At 65.0% G+C, this 17,158-nt stretch carries 14 protein-coding genes and 1 pseudogene; 13 read left to right on the forward strand and 2 right to left on the reverse strand.

What is annotated here, in order from left to right:
- Window positions 1-36 precede the first annotated feature (36 nt).
- The 9 genes and pseudogenes from PGC08_RS06050 (at window position 37) to PGC08_RS06090 (ending at window position 10,026) form a co-directional block, all read left to right on the forward strand.
- Window positions 37-1,760, forward strand: a pseudogene (locus PGC08_RS06050) (nitrite/sulfite reductase).
- Window positions 1,757-2,530 (forward strand): phosphoadenylyl-sulfate reductase, encoded by a 774-nt coding sequence (locus tag PGC08_RS06055; protein WP_009883612.1) that lies wholly within the window; start codon window positions 1,757-1,759, stop codon window positions 2,528-2,530. Before PGC08_RS06050 ends, PGC08_RS06055 begins: the two are co-directional and overlap by 4 nt.
- Window positions 2,527-3,453, forward strand: coding sequence for a sulfate adenylyltransferase subunit CysD (gene cysD / locus PGC08_RS06060; RefSeq protein WP_180957509.1), 927 nt, complete (start codon window positions 2,527-2,529; stop codon window positions 3,451-3,453). The genes PGC08_RS06055 and cysD overlap by 4 nt, the downstream gene beginning before the upstream one ends.
- On the forward strand, window positions 3,453-4,799 hold the full coding sequence (locus PGC08_RS06065; protein WP_009883610.1) for a sulfate adenylyltransferase subunit 1: 1,347 nt from the start codon (window positions 3,453-3,455) through the stop codon (window positions 4,797-4,799). The genes cysD and PGC08_RS06065 overlap by 1 nt, the downstream gene beginning before the upstream one ends.
- Complete coding sequence (gene cobA / locus PGC08_RS06070) at window positions 4,796-5,596, forward strand: uroporphyrinogen-III C-methyltransferase (RefSeq protein WP_009883609.1); 801 nt, start codon at window positions 4,796-4,798, stop codon at window positions 5,594-5,596. Before PGC08_RS06065 ends, cobA begins: the two co-directional genes overlap by 4 nt.
- Window positions 5,593-5,919: a ferredoxin gene (gene fdxA, locus PGC08_RS06075; RefSeq protein ID WP_069599761.1), complete on the forward strand. Its 327-nt coding sequence runs from the start codon at window positions 5,593-5,595 to the stop codon at window positions 5,917-5,919. Before cobA ends, fdxA begins: the two co-directional genes overlap by 4 nt.
- A gap of 17 nt (window positions 5,920-5,936) precedes the next feature.
- Window positions 5,937-7,346 (forward strand): FAD-dependent oxidoreductase, encoded by a 1,410-nt coding sequence (locus tag PGC08_RS06080; protein ID WP_271709766.1) that lies wholly within the window; start codon window positions 5,937-5,939, stop codon window positions 7,344-7,346.
- 274 nt (window positions 7,347-7,620) lie between these two features.
- Window positions 7,621-8,757, forward strand: a complete 1,137-nt coding sequence (locus PGC08_RS06085; protein ID WP_164513947.1) for an NAD(P)/FAD-dependent oxidoreductase — start codon at window positions 7,621-7,623, stop codon at window positions 8,755-8,757.
- A 21-nt stretch (window positions 8,758-8,778) separates the two neighbouring features.
- Window positions 8,779-10,026 carry an MFS transporter gene (locus PGC08_RS06090; RefSeq protein WP_271709767.1) on the forward strand — a complete coding sequence of 416 codons (1,248 nt, stop codon included), beginning with the start codon at window positions 8,779-8,781 and terminating at the stop codon, window positions 10,024-10,026.
- Between the two features lie 60 nt (window positions 10,027-10,086).
- Here PGC08_RS06090 and PGC08_RS06095 read toward each other — a convergent pair whose 3' ends face one another.
- Window positions 10,087-11,298: a serine hydrolase domain-containing protein gene (locus PGC08_RS06095; RefSeq protein WP_096168102.1), complete on the reverse strand. Its 1,212-nt coding sequence runs from the start codon at window positions 11,296-11,298 to the stop codon at window positions 10,087-10,089.
- 61 nt (window positions 11,299-11,359) lie between these two features.
- A complete protein-coding gene (locus PGC08_RS06100; RefSeq protein WP_271709768.1) occupies window positions 11,360-13,111 on the reverse strand; it encodes a biotin carboxylase in 1,752 nt (583 codons plus the stop codon).
- A 282-nt stretch (window positions 13,112-13,393) separates the two neighbouring features.
- On the opposite strand from PGC08_RS06100, the gene PGC08_RS06105 reads away from it, so the two are divergent.
- Genes PGC08_RS06105 through PGC08_RS06120 form a run of 4 tightly spaced genes read left to right on the forward strand, consistent with a single transcriptional unit; the run spans window position 13,394 to window position 17,050 of the window.
- Window positions 13,394-13,843, forward strand: a complete 450-nt coding sequence (locus tag PGC08_RS06105) for an FAS1-like dehydratase domain-containing protein (RefSeq protein WP_009883602.1) — start codon at window positions 13,394-13,396, stop codon at window positions 13,841-13,843.
- On the forward strand, window positions 13,840-14,283 hold the full coding sequence (locus PGC08_RS06110; protein ID WP_096160994.1) for a MaoC family dehydratase: 444 nt from the start codon (window positions 13,840-13,842) through the stop codon (window positions 14,281-14,283). The genes PGC08_RS06105 and PGC08_RS06110 overlap by 4 nt, the downstream gene beginning before the upstream one ends.
- Window positions 14,280-15,359 (forward strand): UDP-N-acetylmuramate dehydrogenase, encoded by a 1,080-nt coding sequence (locus PGC08_RS06115; RefSeq protein ID WP_271709769.1) that lies wholly within the window; start codon window positions 14,280-14,282, stop codon window positions 15,357-15,359. Before PGC08_RS06110 ends, PGC08_RS06115 begins: the two co-directional genes overlap by 4 nt.
- A complete protein-coding gene (locus PGC08_RS06120; RefSeq protein ID WP_271709770.1) occupies window positions 15,356-17,050 on the forward strand; it encodes a metallophosphoesterase family protein in 1,695 nt (564 codons plus the stop codon). Before PGC08_RS06115 ends, PGC08_RS06120 begins: the two co-directional genes overlap by 4 nt.
- Window positions 17,051-17,158 lie beyond the last annotated feature (108 nt).

The raw sequence follows: 17,158 nt of genomic DNA on the forward strand, positions 1-17,158 counted from the left end.
CTCACCAAAGGTTCACCGCAGCGTTTGGAGACGATCGTGTCCGCACATGTAGACGAAATCAAGCAAGTTCCGAGGTCCGGGGCTTCCACGCGTCCGGCCCGACCGAAGAAGTCCAACGGTCAGTGGAAGGTCGACGGTCAGGAACCGTTGAACAAAAACGAGATCGACAAGGCCGCAGATAACGGTCTCAACGTGCGCACGCGCATCGAAGAGGTGTACTCCAAGGGCGGTTTCGCCTCAATCGATCCGGATGACCTGCATGGTCGTTTCCGCTGGTGGGGGCTGTACACCCAGCGCAAACCCGGTATCGACGGCGGCCGTACCGCGAAGCTCGAACCCCACGAGCTCGAAGACGAGTACTTCATGATGCGCATTCGCACCGACGGTGGAGCGCTCAATCTCGAGCAGCTGCGCACCATCGCAGAGATCGCCGAGGAGTTTGCCCGTGGCAGTGCGGACCTGACAGACCGTCAGAACATCCAGCTGCACTGGATCGAGATCGAGAACGTGCCCGAGATCTGGCGCCGCCTCGAAGCCGTGGGCATGCAGACGACGGAGGCCTGCGGAGATGTTCCGCGTGGCTTCCTCGGTTCGCCGGTAGCCGGAATCGCCGCGGATGAGCTCATCGATCCCACCCCAGCGATCGAAGAGATCACTCGCCGCTATATCGGCGACCCGAGCCTGTCGAACCTACCGCGCAAGTACAAGACTGCGATCACCGGTCACCCCAGTCAGGACGTCGTCCACGAGATCAACGACTGCTCGTTCGTCGCCGTTGATCACCCCGAACACGGCATCGGCTACGACCTGTGGGTCGGCGGGGCATTGTCAGTTGTTCCCCGCTTCGCCGAGCGCCTCGGTGCCTGGGTCGCCCCGGACCAGGTCGTCGATGTCTGGCTCGGCGTCACGGAGATCTTCCGTGACTACGGCTATCGCCGCCTGCGCAACAAAGCCCGCATGAAGTTCCTGCTGGCCGACTGGGGCCCGAGAAGCTGCGCGATGTCCTCGAGACCGAGTACCTCGGCTACCGACTCGCAGACGGTCCGCCCCCACCGAAGCCCATGGTCTCCGGAGACCACGTCGGCGTCCACCGGCAGAAGGATGGAAAGTACTTCATCGGCACCAGCCTCGTGGCTGGGCGCGCCTCAGGCACGCTGTTCCACCAGATGGCTGACCTGATCGAAGAGTACGGGATCGATCGGATCCGATTGACCCCGATGCAGAAGATCCTCGTGCTCGATGTCGACGAGACTGATCTTGATGATGTCGTCGCCCGCCTCGACGCCCTGGGACTGTCCAGCCGCAAGGACCTGTTCCGGCGCTCGGTGATGGCGTGCACGGGAATCGAATACTGCAAGCTGGCTATCGTCGAGACGAAGCAGACAGCCATCGACGCCGTCACTCGACTCGAAGAACGCCTCGCTGACATCGACCTGCCCCACCCGATCAGTCTCCATCTCAACGGCTGCCCGAACTCCTGCGCGCGCATCCAGACGGCTGACATCGGACTCAAAGGTCAGATCGTGACCACTGACGAGGGCGAACAGGTCCCCGGGTTCCAGGTCCACGTCGGCGGAGGTCTGGCATCGAAGGACCGTGACGAAGCAGGCTTGGGCCGCACGGTGCGTGGACTCAAGGTCACTGTCGACGGTCTCGAGGAGTACGTCGAGAAGATGGTCCGCCGATTCCTCGACGGACGGTCCGAGTCTGAGACATTCTCCGAATGGGCACACCGAGTCGAAGACGAGGAGCTGGTATGAGCACGACACCATCCCGAACCGCAGCACCGCTGCCCACGCCCACCCGCCAGCGTCGCGACATTGACGAGCTCAAGTCCCTCGCCGAGGCGGGGGCTAAGCAGCTCGCGGGCGATCCCGACAACGGCGTGGCCGAGGCCAACCCGGCCGACGTCATCCGCTGGGTCTCACGAAACTTCGACACCTCCACCTGCGCGGTGGCCTGCTCGATGGCCGATGCGGCCCTGCCGCACTATGTCGCCCAGTACCTGCCGGGCGTCGACGTGCTCTTCCTCGACACCGGCTACCACTTCAAAGAGACCTATTCGACCCGCGACGAGGTGGCCAGCAAGGTCGACGTCAACATCGTCGACGTCCTCCCGGAGCAGACCGTGGCACAGCAGGATGCGGAATTCGGTGCCGAACTGTTCAACCGCGACCCCGGCCTCTGCTGTGCCCGGCGCAAGGTCGCACCTCTGAAGAAGTCGCTGGCCGGCTACGAACTCTGGTTCACCGGAGTCCGCCGGGACGAAGCACCGACGCGGGCGAACACACCGCTGGTGACCTTCGATGAGAAGAACGGGCTGGTCAAGGTCAACCCCCTGGCCGCCTGGTCCTTCGACGATCTTCTCGACTACGCCGGTGCCTTCGACGTGCCGGTCAATCCACTGCTGTCGCAGGGGTACCCGTCCATCGGGTGCCAGCCCTGCACCAACCCCGTGGCCGAGGGGGAGGACCCCCGTGCCGGCCGTTGGGCTGGAACCTCGAAAACAGAATGCGGGCTGCACGTATGAGCATCGATCACACACCACTGTCCACACAGAAACCACTGTCCACCCTCGACGTCCTCGAATCCGAAGCGATCCACATCATCCGCGAGGTCGCCGCCGAATTCGAGAAGCCCGTGCTGCTGTTCTCCGGCGGCAAGGACTCCGTCACCGTCCTCCACCTCGCGGCCAAGGCCTTCTGGCCCGCGAAGATCCCGTTCGGTCTTCTCCACGTCGACACCGGTCACAACTTCCCGGAGATCCTGAAGTTCCGCGATGAGACCGCCGCCCACTACGGCATCGACCTGAAAGTGGCGAAGGTCCAGGACTACATCGACGACGGCCGTCTGCGCGAGCGCGCCGATGGAACCCGCAACACCCTGCAGACCCAGCCCCTCATCGACGCGATCGCCGAGGGAGGATACGACGCGGTCTTCGGCGGCGCCCGCCGTGACGAGGACAAGGCCCGAGCCAAGGAGCGCATCTTCTCCCTGCGCGATGAATTCGGCCAGTGGGATCCGAGCAACCAGCGCCCCGAACTGTGGAACCTCTACAACGGTCGCCACGTCAATGGCGAGCACGTGCGCGTATTCCCGATCTCGAACTTCACCGAACTCGACGTGTGGAGCTACATCGCCCGGGAGAACATCGCCCTGCCTCACCTCTACTACGCCCATGAGCGCGAGGTCTTCCAGCGCGACGGCATGTGGTGGTCGACGGGTGAGTTCTCGGCCCCGCGGCCCGAGGAGTCGGTCATCCGCAAGTCGGTGCGCTACCGCACCGTCGGCGACATGAGCTGCACAGGTGCCGTGGAATCCGAGGCCGACGACATCGCCTCGGTCCTCGCCGAGGTGGCTGTGACCACTGTGACAGAACGCGGAGCGACCCGCGCCGACGACCGGATCTCGGCCGCGGCGATGGAAGACCGCAAGAAGGACGGATACTTCTGATGACCACAACACCAGACACCACCGCTGCCACACAGACGAAGACACTTCTGCGCTTCGCCACGGCCGGTTCCGTCGACGACGGCAAATCGACGCTCGTGGGCCGCCTCCTCCACGATGCGAAGGCGATCCTCGCCGATCAGCTCGAGGCCGTGACGCGCACCAGCGAGGAACGCGGCTTCGTCGGCGGCGAGTTCGACTTCGCACTGCTCACCGACGGTCTGCGGGCCGAACGGGAACAGGGCATCACGATCGACGTCGCCTACCGCTACTTCGCCACCGACAAGCGCTCATTCATCCTCGCCGACTGCCCCGGACACGTGCAGTACACGCGAAACATGGTTACCGGAGCCACGACCGCCGATGCCGTCGTCGTCCTCATCGACGCACGCACCGGTGCGACCGAGCAGACCCGTCGCCACCTCACGGTCGTTCACCGTCTGGGCATCAGGCACGTCATCCTCGCGATCAACAAGATCGACCTCCTCGACTACGATCAGGCAGCGTATGCGAAGGTGGAGGCCGAGATCGAAGCGCTGACGGCAGAGATCGGCCTCGACTCGGCCCATCTGATCCCCGTCTCGGCACTGGCCGGGGACAATGTGGCCGAGGCTTCGGCGAACACACCCTGGTACCAGGGCCCCGCACTGCTGGAGCTGCTCGAGAACCTGCCCAGCAAGGAAGAGGACACGGCCGACCTCGAGCCCTTCCGCCTCGACGTGCAGTCGGTGCTGCGCCCGCAGGGCGGACTGGCACCGGGACTCGACCCCGATGAGTTCCGCGACTACCGGGCGGTGACCGGACAGGTCACGTCAGGGCGGATCCGCCTCGGCGATGAGATCGACGTGCATCCGGCCGGTCTGCGGACCACTGTGGTCGGCATCGACACGGCAGATGGCCCGCTGGAGACCGCGGGTGCCCCGCTGTCCGTGGCGCTGCGCCTGGCCGATGACATCGACACCGCGCGCGGCAGCGTCCTTGCCGCGGCCGGAAGCCTGCCTGAACCGCGCAAGGCTCTGCGGGCCGAGGTCTTCCCCTTCACCTCGCAGGGACTGCGCTCCGGTGACCGGGTGCTCGTCAAGGCCGGCACCTCGACGGTCAAGGCGATCGTGACGATCGAATCGAAGCACAACCTGCTGACCGCCGGATCCGAACCCGCCGAGGTGCTCGCCGGCAACGACATCGGCACCGCCGAGGTGAAGTTGGCGACCGCTCTGCCGCTCGCGGACTTCCGTGAGCACGGACGCGCAGGTGGATTCCTCATCATCGATCCGCAGACTGGGTCCACCGTGGCCGCGGGAATCCACACTCCCGAAGACGCTCACACTCCTGAGGGCGAACAGTCATGAGCCTCTTCACTCTTCAGGCACCGGGCAGCGTGCTGCTCATCGGTGCCGGACCCGGTGATCTCGGCCTGCTGACCGTCAAAGGTCTGCGCGCATTGGAATCTGCCGAGGTCATCGTTGCCGACCGCCTCGGCGCGCGTTCGGTCATCGACCAGCTCGAGACCGAGCGCGGGGAGTCACTCGACGCCGAGATCATCGACGTCGGCAAAACCCCGGGACACCACCCGGTTCCGCAGCAGCGCATCAATGAGATCCTCGTCGAACAGGCTCGCGCCGGGCGACGTGTGGTCCGACTCAAGGGCGGAGACCCGTTCGTCTTCGGCCGTGGCGGCGAAGAGCTCGCCCACTGCCACGAAGCCGGCGTCGACGTGCAGGTGGTGCCGGGAGTCACGAGTGCGAACTCGGTTCCCGCCGTTGCCGGAATCCCGCTGACGCACAGGGGACTGGCCACCGCGTACACGGTCATCACCGGCCACGATCAGCTCTCCGAGCTCGGCGGAGGACGCGACCACACGGTCGTCGTGCTCATGGGCATCGGCACGCTGGCACATTCGGCGATGATCCTGGCCCGCGGTGGGCGCGGGGGAGACTGCCCCGTCGCGATCATCGAAGACGGGTTCGGAGACAACCAGCGGGTCACCGTGGGCACACTCGATACGATCGCCTTCCAGGCCGCCCGCCGAGGTGTCCGTTCACCGGCCGTCGTCATCGCCGGCGACGTCGTGACCCTGAGCCCGTACGCCGTCGGAGCCTTCGCCGCAGCGCAGGTGCCCGAGCCAGAACTCATGAGGAACCCATGACCTACATCATCGCCCAGCCCTGCGTCGACTTGAAGGACCGGGCCTGCATCGACGAATGCCCCGTCGACTGCATCTACGAGGGCAGCCGCTCGCTCTACATCCATCCCGAGGAATGCGTCGACTGCGGGGCCTGCGAACCCGTCTGCCCCGTCGAAGCGATCTTCTACGAAGACGACGTCCCGGACGAATGGGAGGCCTACTACTCTGCGAACGTCGACTTCTTCGACACCATCGGATCCCCGGGAGGCGCCGCCGCGCACGGAGTCATCGACGGCGACCACCCCTTCATCGCGGCACTGCCGCCCCAGAACACTGACGACTGACTCTCCTGAGGAGAACCATGACGACGAATCCCTTCCGCGTGGCCATCGTGGGCGCGGGCCCCGCAGGCATCTACGCTGCCGACCTGCTGACCAAGGCTGAGCGTGATTTCGAGATCAGCATCGATCTCTTCGACCGGCTGCCGACCCCGTTCGGGCTGGTCCGCTACGGAGTCGCACCTGATCACCCACGCATCAAGGGCATCATCAATGCCCTCATCAAGGTCCTCGACCGTGGTGACATCCGCCTGTTCTCGAACGTCGAGTACGGTGCCGACATCGCCTTGGGTGAGCTGACAGATCGCTACGATGCGGTGATCTTCTCCACCGGCTGCTTCATCGATGCCTCCTTGGATCTGCCCGGAGTAGATCTCCCCGGCTCCTACGGTGCCGCTGACTTCGTCAACTGGTACGACTCGCACCCGGACGTGGCTCAGACGTGGCCGCTGGATGCTGAGAAGGTTGCCGTCATCGGCAACGGCAACGTGGCCCTCGACGTGGCACGCGTGCTGGCCAAGCAGGCCGATGACATGCACACGACTGAGATCCCCGATCATGTCTACGAGGGTCTGAAATCCTCGAAGGTCACGGACGTGCACGTGTTCGGTCGGCGTGGTCCGGCGCAGGCGAAGTTCACGCCCTTGGAGCTGCGTGAGCTCGGCCAGGTCAAGGATGTCGATGTCATCGTCTATCCCGAGGACTTCGAGTTCGATGAGGGTTCGCTGGCCGCGATCGAGGCGAGCAACCAGACCAAGCAGGTCGCGAAGACTCTGACCGACTTCACGATGAGGGAGCCGGTGGGTGCCAAGCGTCGTCTGCACCTGCACTTCCTCCATTCCCCGGTCGCCATCCTCGGCGAGGATGCAGTCACAGGACTGCGCACGGAGCGCCAGGAATTGGACGGCACCGGGGGAGTCAAGGGCACGGGAGAGTTCATCGACTGGGACGTCACAGCCGTCTATCGCGCCGTCGGCTACGCAGGCACTCCGCTGCCGCAGCTGCCCTTCGACGAGACCAAGCGCGTGATCCCGAATCACGAGGGACGCGTCGTCGACACAGGGCAGCAGGCTTCGGCGGCCGAAGCCGATGTGGTCCAGGGCGTGTACGCGACCGGGTGGATCAAACGCGGACCGGTCGGCCTGATCGGTCACACGAAGGGTGATGCGCTGGAGACGATCGGGCACATCCTCGATGACCGCGCCGCCGGTGTACTCACCGAACCGCTGTTCCCCGACGAGGACTCGATCGTCGAGCTGCTTGAGTCCAAGGGCGTCGACTTCGGGGACTGGGAGGGCTACCACCGACTGGAGGCCGCGGAGAAGGCATTGGGCGAAGCCGAAGGCCGAGAGCGCGTGAAGCTCGCTACCCGCGAGGCCATGCTGCGTGAGGCCCGTGATCATGTCAGAAGCGAATCCCACTCCGGCGCCTGAGCCGAATCAGCCGCTGAGCCGAATCAGCCGCTGAGCCGAACCGCTATCACGCCCCGTCAGTCACTGTTCCTCCCGTTGCACGTGTAGGAACAGTCACCGGCGGGGCGTGATGTGTTTTTGACGGTTGTGTATGGCACGGGCGGGAGGTATCGGCTCTAGCGGGAGGTATTGGCACGGGCGGGAGGGCGTAGGCTCGAGGTGTTCAACAGCCACCGTCCAAGGTGCGCACTCGTCAGAATTTAAGGTTCGCACTCGTCATAGGAGACGCACTGCCGTGATCGACACATCAGCTCGGGTTGCCGTCATCGGCGGTGGAATCGCAGGCGCCTGCGTTGCCTTCGGCCTGGCCTCACGAGACGTCAACGTCACCATCTTCGACGAGGCCATGGCCGGTCAGGCGACCGCTGCCAGCGCCGGCATCATCGCACCCTGGGTCTCGACGAGCACCGGCGCCTACTACGAAACCTATGCCGCCGGAGGCAGCTACTATCCCGAATTCCTCGACCGGCTCAGTGCGCTCGGCATCCCCGAGCTGGGGTACCGCAGATCCGGTGCACTCGTCGTCAACGAGGACCCCACAGCGCTCGCCGAGGCGGCCCGACTCATCCGTGAACGTGCCGCGGGTGCCGGGGCTGTCGCTGGCGAGGTCCATGACATGGACTCGGCGAATCTGCGCGAGATCTTCCCGCCGATCGCCCCGGATATGACAGGGCTGTTCATCTCCGGGGGCGGTCGAGTCGATGGGCGTACCCTGCGCGATGCCATCCTCACCGGAGCGAGGACCTATGGGGCCAGGCTGGTGCACGATTCGGCGAGAACCATCACCAGCGAACACGGCAGGTCCACGAATCCAAGCGGCACATGGAAGGTGGGGACCACCTCGGCGGTGGAGGACTTCGACGCCGTGGTCATCGCCGGTGGAGCGCGCAGCTCGGAGATCCTCGAGCACCTCGGGCACACGGTGGCGATCACCCCGCAGCGCGGGCAGCTCATCCACCTGAGCCTGCGCGGAGCCAACACCTCGCCGTGGCCGACGGTCCATCCGCTCGACCACCACTACATCACGCCCTTCGACGGCGGCAGAGTCGTCATCGGAGCCACCCGTGAGGACGGCGTCGGCTTCGACGTGCGCACCACGGCGGCCGGGCAGAAACAGGTCCTCGACGACGCCCTGAGAATTGCTCCCGGATTGGCCGAGGCCACGATCCTCGAGACACGAGTCGGCGTCAGGCCCATGTCCACACGACCCGGCGGGCTGCCCTATGCCGGAGCAGTCCCAGGGGCACCCGGTCTGTGGCTGGCCTCGGGCTTCGGCGCCGGGGGACTGACCATGGGACCGCTGATCGGCGATGGCTTGGCCGCAGCGATCCTCGGTCAGGAAGCACCCCAGATCGCCCACCTGGGGCTGTGACCATCTTGATAGCCTGAGTCCATGAGTGCGGTGCTGCCCCGAGCCTTTCGGTGGTTCTGGGCGGGCGAAACCGTCTCCGGTTTCGGCACCTGGATCACCTTCCTGGCCCTGCAGGTCATCGTCGTCGACCACCTGCACGCGGGCACCGTGGGCCTGGGGTGGATGAACGCGGCGAGGTGGCTTCCGTACCTGCTGTTCGGACTCGTGCTCGGTGCACTCATCGACCGCGTCCGACGTCGACCCGTCATGATCGCCAGCGACCTCTTCCGCGCTCTGCTGCTGTGCGCCATCCCGGCGCTCTGGGCGTTCGGAGTGCTCAGCCTGGGGCCGCTGCTCCTCATCGTGGCCCTGCTGGGTACAGCAACGCTGGTCAACGACAGCGCCTCGCAGGCATTCGTGCCCCGCCTCGTTCCGCGCGGCGGCCTGCAGGCGGCCCACGCGCGAATCGACGGCACGGACGCGGTTGCCCAGACAGCGGGGCCGGCTCTGGGCGGGGGACTGCTTGCCGTGATCGCGGCGCCGATCGCCGTCCTGGTCAATGTGGTGACCTATCTGTTCTCGGCCCTCGTCGTCTCCCGGATTCGAGTTGAAGAGCCGAGACTTCCCGACAAAGAGAATGTGGGCAAACCGAACCTGCGCAAGGAGATCGCGGCGGGACTGAAGTGGGTGTATTCGACGCCGAGCCTGCGTGACCTAGCGATCTGGACCCACGTCTGGTTCACTGCGCAAGCCATCCTCGCCGCAGTCAGCGCGGACTACTTCCTCAGAGTCGTCGGCATCGACGCCTTCTGGTTCGGCATCGTCATGGCCGGAGGCGGGTTGGGCGGCATCGTCGGCGCACTGCTCTCGCCGCGGTTGGGGGAGTGGTATGGCAGCGGGCGAGTCGTCATCCTCGCTCACCTGTGCTCGGCCGCTGGTGCGCTCATCCTGTTTGCGGCCACACCGCTCGCGGGCCGACTACACGGCGACATTGGGTCAGTGGTCGTTCTCTTCGCCGGGGTAGGGCTGCACGGATTCGCCATCGGACTGAGCAACTCTCACGAGATGGCCTACCGACAATCGATCACGCCAGATGCCTTCCAAGCACGGACGAACACGACGATGCGCGCGATGAACCGGGCAGTCATCGTCGTCGTCTCACCGCTGGCAGGAATGCTCGCCGCAGTCACGAACACGCAGCTCCTGCTGGTCAGCGCCGCGATCATCTTCGCACTGAGTGCGATAGGCCTGTGGTTCTCTCCGTTTCGGACGGCCCGGAGCGGCACCTGAGCCAGTCAGGCACCTGAGCCAGTCCGGTGCCGACCTGAGGTTCACACCGGGCTGGCCTGATCAGTCGACGACGGGTGCGCTGACCGACTTCGCCAGTGCGTCGAAGGCGCGGATCGTGGGGAACAGCTTGCGCGCGTCCTGAGGCAGGCCCCAGCTGGAGAGCTTGACGCCGACGAAATTGGCTCCCGGGTTCATGTAGATCATCTGACCGTGGATGCCCAAGGCCAGGAAGCCATGCGAATCGGGGAACGGGAACCAGAACTGGTTGTGGTACATCCCACCGGGCATCCGATTGTCGTCAGGACCGTCGGCGAAGGCCTTTCTGATGTCAGCATCGCCGGTGAGCGTATCGCCGATCCACGAGGTCGGCACCACCTGTTCGCCCGTGAGCGAGGCACCGCGGTTCGCATACAGGTAGCCGAAGCGGGCCAGATCACGCAGCGTGGTGTTGATGCCGCCGTCGAACATGCCCACGCCGTACTGGTCGGTGGCGATGAGCGCATCGTGTTCGGCTCCGATCCGCGACCACAGCACGCGAGACATCAGAGTCTGCATGCTCTCGCCTGCGATCTTCTCGCACACCCAACCGAGCACATCGGTCTCACACGAACGGTATTCGTAGACGCCGCCGTGCTCGGATTTCGCCTCGAGCGTGGTCAGGAAGTCATACATTCCCGTGGGCTGTCCCGCGGGCTTCGTCTCCGACCAGCCGATCGCCTCTTCGATCTGCCTGACCTCGGACTTGGGGTCGAGGTAGTTCTCTGAGAACTTGATTCCCGAGCGCATGTCGAGGATGTGACGCACGGTGGCTCCGGCGTAGCCCGAAGCGGCGAGTTCGGGTACGTAGTCGGTGACCAGCCGGCTCGGATCGAGATCGCCGGCCCCGGCAAGCACCCCGGCCACGGTGCCGACGAGCGATTTGCTCACAGACATCAGCAGATGCTCGGTGCCCGGACCCATCGTGGAGAAGTACTCCTCGGTCAGGACCGTGCCGTTGTGCATGACCAACCAGGCATCCGTGTCGCTGGCCTCGATGACGCTGCGCACGCTGCGAGCCTCGGAGAACTCAGTCTTCGGGACCTCGACGCTGCCCAGATCCTGCAGATCCGCAGGCAGCTGAGCCACTGGCCCGGTCCCACGCGAGATCGGCGTCGTGGGCAGCACCTGATCAACATGCTGGAACGACCAGCGGACATTGTCGGCATCCTGCCAGTTGTCCTTGTCGATGACAGGGGCGTCGGGCACAGTCTGGTCCGGCGACGTCTCAGTCACTCTTCACCTCTTTGCAGTCGTTTCGGGAAGTCCGTGATGAGATTATCACCACAGGAAGATGTCAATCGCCCTTGGCGCCTGGGCCGCCCAGAGCCGGAGACGGATCCTCTGCCGCGACGGGAACACCTGCGTACATCGCCCGAACGGAATCGATGAAGTGCTTGGCCCTGATGCTCAGGGCGTTCGGCCCTCCGGCCTTCGTCTGCAGCGGGTTCTTGGTCACGAGCACGCCGAGGTCGGCGCCCTTCCACCGGTACTCGCCGGCTCCGTAGATGCGCAGGAAGAACACCTCGTTGCCGTTCTGCAGGGGATGCCAGTCAAGCGCGGCACGCTTGTAGGTCAGGGTCCCGAACTGGTCGAGATAGTACTGACCTGTCAATGGTGAGTGCGTGATGTACTCGGTGATGTCAGCGGTCTCCTTGATGACCATCTGGCTCCACTCATCAGCTCCGGAGAGCTCCTCCCAACGCTCGTTGATCTCATCGACGTCGAGATCGAATTCGACGTCGAGGTATTCGAGCAGGTGGAACAGGAACAGCGGGACGTCGGCATAGGCACCGGCCGTGACGTTCGTGATCGCCGAGGCGCCGGAGATCCGCGGATTGAGCTCGCCGAGCCAGACATCGTCGGTGTCGAGGTCGACGAGCACATCGACCTCGAAGAAGCCGCGGTAGCCGCGCTTGCGCAGCCCCTCACCCATGCGCCGCACCAGTTCCCTGGCCCGTGTGCGCTGGTCTGCGGTGAGTACGTCGGGAGTCATCTCATTGCCGCACCAACCGCCCTTGTACGGAGTGAGCTCGGCGAAGCCCGCCAGCTCGGTGAGGAACGGGCCGACGACGACTCCGCTGCTGGTGATCACGGCTTCCACCGCCACCGGGGTGTTGTTGATGCGCTTCATGATCTTCAGCTGCTGGCCGATGATGTCGTGCTTGTGACGGTCCCAATCCGCCTCGGCGGCGATGAAGAACGTCGTCTTCCCCGAATCGCCGTACGGGGTCTGGACGACGAGGTCGGTGCCCAGGTCCGCCTTCTTCGCCTCTGCGTTCAGCTGCGCATAGGTATCAGCAGTGGTGAGCACGTTGGGCACGGAGAAGGCGCCGGCTTCATTGCCGAGCTTCGTCGTCTCGATCTTCGAATCGAGCTGATTGCGCAGATCCGCGGAGGGCAGGATCAGGTCGTAGCCGAGTTCACGGCAGATGCGCTCGGTCTCCTCGTCGAAGAAGACCATGGCCACCTTCGGCCTCTCGCCGTGGGGCACGTTCGCCGTCATATGGGCACGCACCTCGGCGTTGAGGAGGAGCCAGTTGTTGATCGCCTCGCCGCTGTCGAATTCGACGAACGGCTTGTACCGAGGGGAGAAGACGCGCGGGTGCCCGCCGTCCCAGCCGTCGTAATACGTGATGTAGGAGAAGTTGCGAACCCACCGGTCGAGACCGAGGAGGTTGAACGGGGTCGCGCCGATGAAATAGATCGGTGTGATGTTGGTGCGGAAGAAGTGGCGGACCTCGGAGATATTGCGCAGGGGGCGGCGGATCTGGACCCGCTCTGCCTCTTTGCCCGCATAGGCGGCATCGGTGCCGACATGGACCTCGACATCAGCCGGATCCGGTGCCGAGGTGACAGCCGGGGCAGGCGTGGCAGCGACCTGAGGGCGAGCTTCGGCCGTATTGAGACCGCGTCCTGTGCTGGGAACTGCGACGGCGTCCTTGACCACGCGCTTGTTCGTGCTGGTTCCTGAACCGGTCTGCGGGCTCGGCACGTCCTTGTTCCCAGCTGTCTTCGACGCGGTTGAGTCTGCAGGGTTGTTCGTCATCGCACTACTCCTTGTGAATACATCTGGCCTCACTGCTCGCAGTCACCTGAGCCGTCCGTCCGCGTCATCGCGGTGATGATTCGGAAGCCGAACGTCAAACGTGATGTGGACAACAACTTATACCAGTTTTCGGGGGCTGAGGACGATCGTGCACCAATTGAGTGAACCCGATGCGAATTCGTGGTCAATTCCGCGGTGGGAACCACTGGTCGGGAGAATTCCCCTCCCATGAGGGCAGGCCGCTAGGCTGGGATCACGACGTCTTATCGAAAGAGAGCCACTATGCCGGTGAATACCGATAAGCAGGGGACCAGCTACTCCCTGCCCCGCCCCTACGAGGTGTCGCGGGAGGCCGTCGCGGAATTCGCGTTGGCCACCAATGCCACGGCCGACTACCACTTCGAGACCGAGGCGGCGACCGCCCTGGGCTATCACGACGTCGTGGCACCGACGACGTTCGCCGTGATCATCGCGCAGAAGTCCGAAGCGGCCTACATCAGCGATCCCGACTCCGGAATCGACTTCTCCAAGGTCGTCCACGGTTCGGAGCAGTTCAGCATCACCCGGCCCATCGTCGCCGGCGACTCCCTGGCCGCCACGACCCATGTCGACGGCGTGCGCGCCGCGGGCAGCAACGCCATGATCACCACCCGCACCGAGATCACCGACGCAGCGCAGCAGCCGGTCGTCACCGTGACCTCGACCATCGTCGTGAGAGGAGACGGAGAATGAGCGTCAACGATCTCTCCCAACTGACCATCGGAGACACCGTCGTCGAAGCCGAGATCCCCCTGTCACGGGCCTCGCTCGTCGACTACGCAGGCGCCTCGGGCGATCACAACCCGATCCACTGGTCTGAACGCTTCGCCACCGAGGTGGGCCTTGACGGAGTCATCGCCCACGGCATGCTCTCGATGGCCGTCGTCATCGCCCCCGTCGTCGAATGGGTCGGCGACCCGGGCGCGATCGTCGACTACCGGACACGCTTCTCCGCGCCGGTGCTCGTCCCCGACGCCGAATCCGGCACGCCGGCCACACCCACGGCCACACTGTCGATGACCGCAGTCGTCGGAGCCGTCGACAGCGCAGTGGGCACCGCCCGCATCGACGTCACGGTGAAGTCCGGAGACCAGGATGTGCTCAGCCGCACCCAGATCCGAGTCTCACGGTGACCTCGGAGCTGGCAGACTTCACGACGTTCCACCTCGGCGGCCCTGCAGTGAATCTGCATATCTCGGAGACCCGGGACGAGCTCGTCGAATTCTCTCGTGACCATCCCCTGAGCCTCTCGGCTCGTGAGAACGCCGATGTCCTCTTCATCGGCGGCGGGTCGAACCTGCTCATCTCCGACGACGGCTTCGCAGCCGACGTGTGCGTGGTCGCCACCAAAGGTGTGACGATGACCGAGACCTCGGAGACGGAGACCCGTGTGACCGCCGAGGCGGGGGAGAACTGGGACGAATTCGTCGCCTTCACCCTCGACCGCGGTCTCGCCGGCCTCGAAGCCCTGTCAGGTATCCCCGGCTCCGTCGGGGCAACCCCGATCCAGAACGTGGGCGCCTACGGGACCGAGGTCGCCGAGCTCATCACCTCGGTCGAGGTCTTCGATCGCCTCGCCGGCCAAGTCCGCCACCTCAGCGCCGTCGAACTCGAGTTCGGCTACCGCACCTCGACACTCAAACGTGCACAGCAGAGAACGGGCAGCGCCCAGTACCTGGTGCTGTCGGTGACCTTCGACCTCCACCGCAGCCCGGACTCCCTGCCCGTGCGATACGCACAGCTCGCCTCGGCGCTGGACGTCGAGATCGGGGACACGGTGCCGGCCACCCAGGTCCGCTCCAGTGTGATCTCCCTGCGCAGGTCCAAGGGCATGGTCGTGGATCCAGGCGACCATGACACCTGGTCAGCAGGATCCTTCTTCACCAACCCAATCGTCGATGACCCAGCCACGCTGCCCGCCGAGGCACCGCGGTACCCGGTCACGGACCCGCTGAGCGGGTCGACGATCGAGGGGCAGACGAAGACCTCGGCCGCCTGGCTGATCGAGCATGCGGGATTCTCCAAGGGCTTCAGCGTCGGGGCCGGTCGGGCAAGCCTGTCGACCAAGCACACCCTGGCGCTGACGAACCGCGGTGCTGCCGAGACGAACGACGTGCTCGAGTTGGCGCGGACCGTCGTCGACGGAGTCAATGAGAAGTTCGGCATCGTCCTCGAGCCCGAACCGACGTTCATCGCCTGCTCTCTTTGAACCGGTTGTCTCCCGTGTCGTCTCGTCGGAGAACCGCAGCGCTGCTCATCCTCATGGCTGTGGTCGCAGTCGTGACCCTGCCGTGGGCGCTGTTCTCTGCGCGAGCAGATCTCAGCTTCGGTCCTCACGAGGCCCGTTATCAGATCACCGCCGACTCTCGGCTGACCGTAGACTTCGGGCCCCTTGGCAAGCTGCTCATCCCCGCGGATGAGTATCTACCGCTGGGGCTCGGGCTCACCGTCGACATCGGACAGATCCCTGTCTCGGGAGCCGCTGACGACGACTCTCACGCCGGTGCCTCTGAGCGGCGATCCGATCGAGGCTCCTCCGAGGGATCAGACGGTGCCGGACCGGATGCGGGCGTCGGGGGAGGGGCAGTCGATGCGCTGGGCGGCGACATCGCCTCCTACGCCTCCCTGTTCTCGGCACCGCAGGCGCAGGTCGACGAGATCGTCAACGGACTCACGACCGCGATTCTGGCCCGCTGGGCCCTGGCCGTGTGCATCATCAGCGGTGTGGTCGTGGCCACGGCGTTCGTCCTCGGCCCCGCTCGACTGGCCGGAATCGGCAGAGCCTTCGTCGGCAAGGAACTCATCAGCATCGGACTGGTCACGGTCCTCGTCCTGGCCAGCGTGGGCACAGCGGTCCTCACCAGACCCAAGCCCCTCGTCGCCGACCCCGCTTTCGACGGCACTCCGCTGGCGGGTGCCCAGGTCACGGGCCGCCTCGGCGGGGTCATCGATACCGCGTTCACCGCGGTCAAAGACTTCTCTGAGGACAACGACGCCTTCTACGATCAGGTGCTGGCCAACCTCAACGAACAGTGGCGCACGCGCCCTCTGACAGGCAATTGGTCGGATCAGGGAATGGTCCCGCCTGCCCGGGGAACAGCCCAGGAGACGAACGCCGACGTGTCCACGTTCGTGTTCGGCTCTGATCTGCACTGCAACATCGGCATGGCCCGGGTCGTCGGCGCTGTGTCCCGAATGAGCCACGCGGACGCGTACATCGACGGGGGAGATGTGACGATGACGGGCACCTCGGCGGAGAACTACTGCCTCGACGTGCTCGATGACGAACTGCCCGAGAAGCTGCCGCGGATGATCGTCAAAGGCAACCACGACTCCACCGAGACCACGAGCCACGCGCGCAGCAAAGGCTGGAAGGTCCTCGAGGATTCGAGCGCGGAGATGAGCGGGGTGACGTTCTTCGGCGGCCCCGACCCCAGACGCACCGTGTTCGGATCCGGCCCGCAGCTCGAGACGGATCTCACCGCCGACCAGTACGCGCAGAAACTCAACGACGAAGCCTGCGCCAGCGACTTCGACATCATGCTCATCCACGATGCACGGGTCGGGGCGCCGTCCCTGCGCTCCGGATGTGCCCACTACAGCCTCAGCGGACACTGGCACCGACGGGTCGGCCCTGAGACCTTGGGCAGCGGAGTCCGATATGTGAGTTCGACGACAGGAGGGGCACTGGCGAACGCACTGACCCCGGGGCCGCTGAAGATGGTCGCGGAGCTGAGCATCGTGCGCGTGGACAACAAGACCAAACGGCCCATCGACGTCCAGATCGTCACGGTCAGCCCCAACCAGGCGGTCACGATCGAACCTTGGAAGACCTTCCCGGAACCGGTGCCGCTCATCGCTCGGCCGCCGCAGGAACAGCCCGCCGCAACCGAGGAATAGGGGCAGTGACGATCGAATTTCGGCAGCTCTCGGTGGCCGGTTCGACTAACGGCGGTCACAGACGGTATGCTCGTTTCTCGTGGTTGGACACGACTCGGGGAACACGAA

The sequence above is a fragment of the Brevibacterium sp. BDJS002 genome (assembly GCF_028201555.1).
Taxonomy (GTDB): Bacteria; Actinomycetota; Actinomycetes; order Actinomycetales; family Brevibacteriaceae; genus Brevibacterium; species Brevibacterium aurantiacum.

What these genes read in the sequence shown, in the direction of transcription:
- fdxA (WP_069599761.1), top strand. Translation starts at nt 5,593, where the DNA reads ATGACCTACATCATCGCCCAGCCCTGCGTCGACTTGAAGGACCGGGCC.
- PGC08_RS06105 (WP_009883602.1), top strand. Translation starts at nt 13,394, where the DNA reads ATGCCGGTGAATACCGATAAGCAGGGGACCAGCTACTCCCTGCCCCGC.
- PGC08_RS06110 (WP_096160994.1), top strand. Translation starts at nt 13,840, where the DNA reads ATGAGCGTCAACGATCTCTCCCAACTGACCATCGGAGACACCGTCGTC.
- PGC08_RS06065 (WP_009883610.1), top strand. Translation starts at nt 3,453, where the DNA reads ATGACCACAACACCAGACACCACCGCTGCCACACAGACGAAGACACTT.
- PGC08_RS06100 (WP_271709768.1), bottom strand. Translation starts at nt 13,111, where the DNA reads ATGACGAACAACCCTGCAGACTCAACCGCGTCGAAGACAGCTGGGAAC.
- cysD (WP_180957509.1), top strand. Translation starts at nt 2,527, where the DNA reads ATGAGCATCGATCACACACCACTGTCCACACAGAAACCACTGTCCACC.
- PGC08_RS06080 (WP_271709766.1), top strand. Translation starts at nt 5,937, where the DNA reads ATGACGACGAATCCCTTCCGCGTGGCCATCGTGGGCGCGGGCCCCGCA.
- PGC08_RS06055 (WP_009883612.1), top strand. Translation starts at nt 1,757, where the DNA reads ATGAGCACGACACCATCCCGAACCGCAGCACCGCTGCCCACGCCCACC.
- PGC08_RS06090 (WP_271709767.1), top strand. Translation starts at nt 8,779, where the DNA reads ATGAGTGCGGTGCTGCCCCGAGCCTTTCGGTGGTTCTGGGCGGGCGAA.
- cobA (WP_009883609.1), top strand. Translation starts at nt 4,796, where the DNA reads ATGAGCCTCTTCACTCTTCAGGCACCGGGCAGCGTGCTGCTCATCGGT.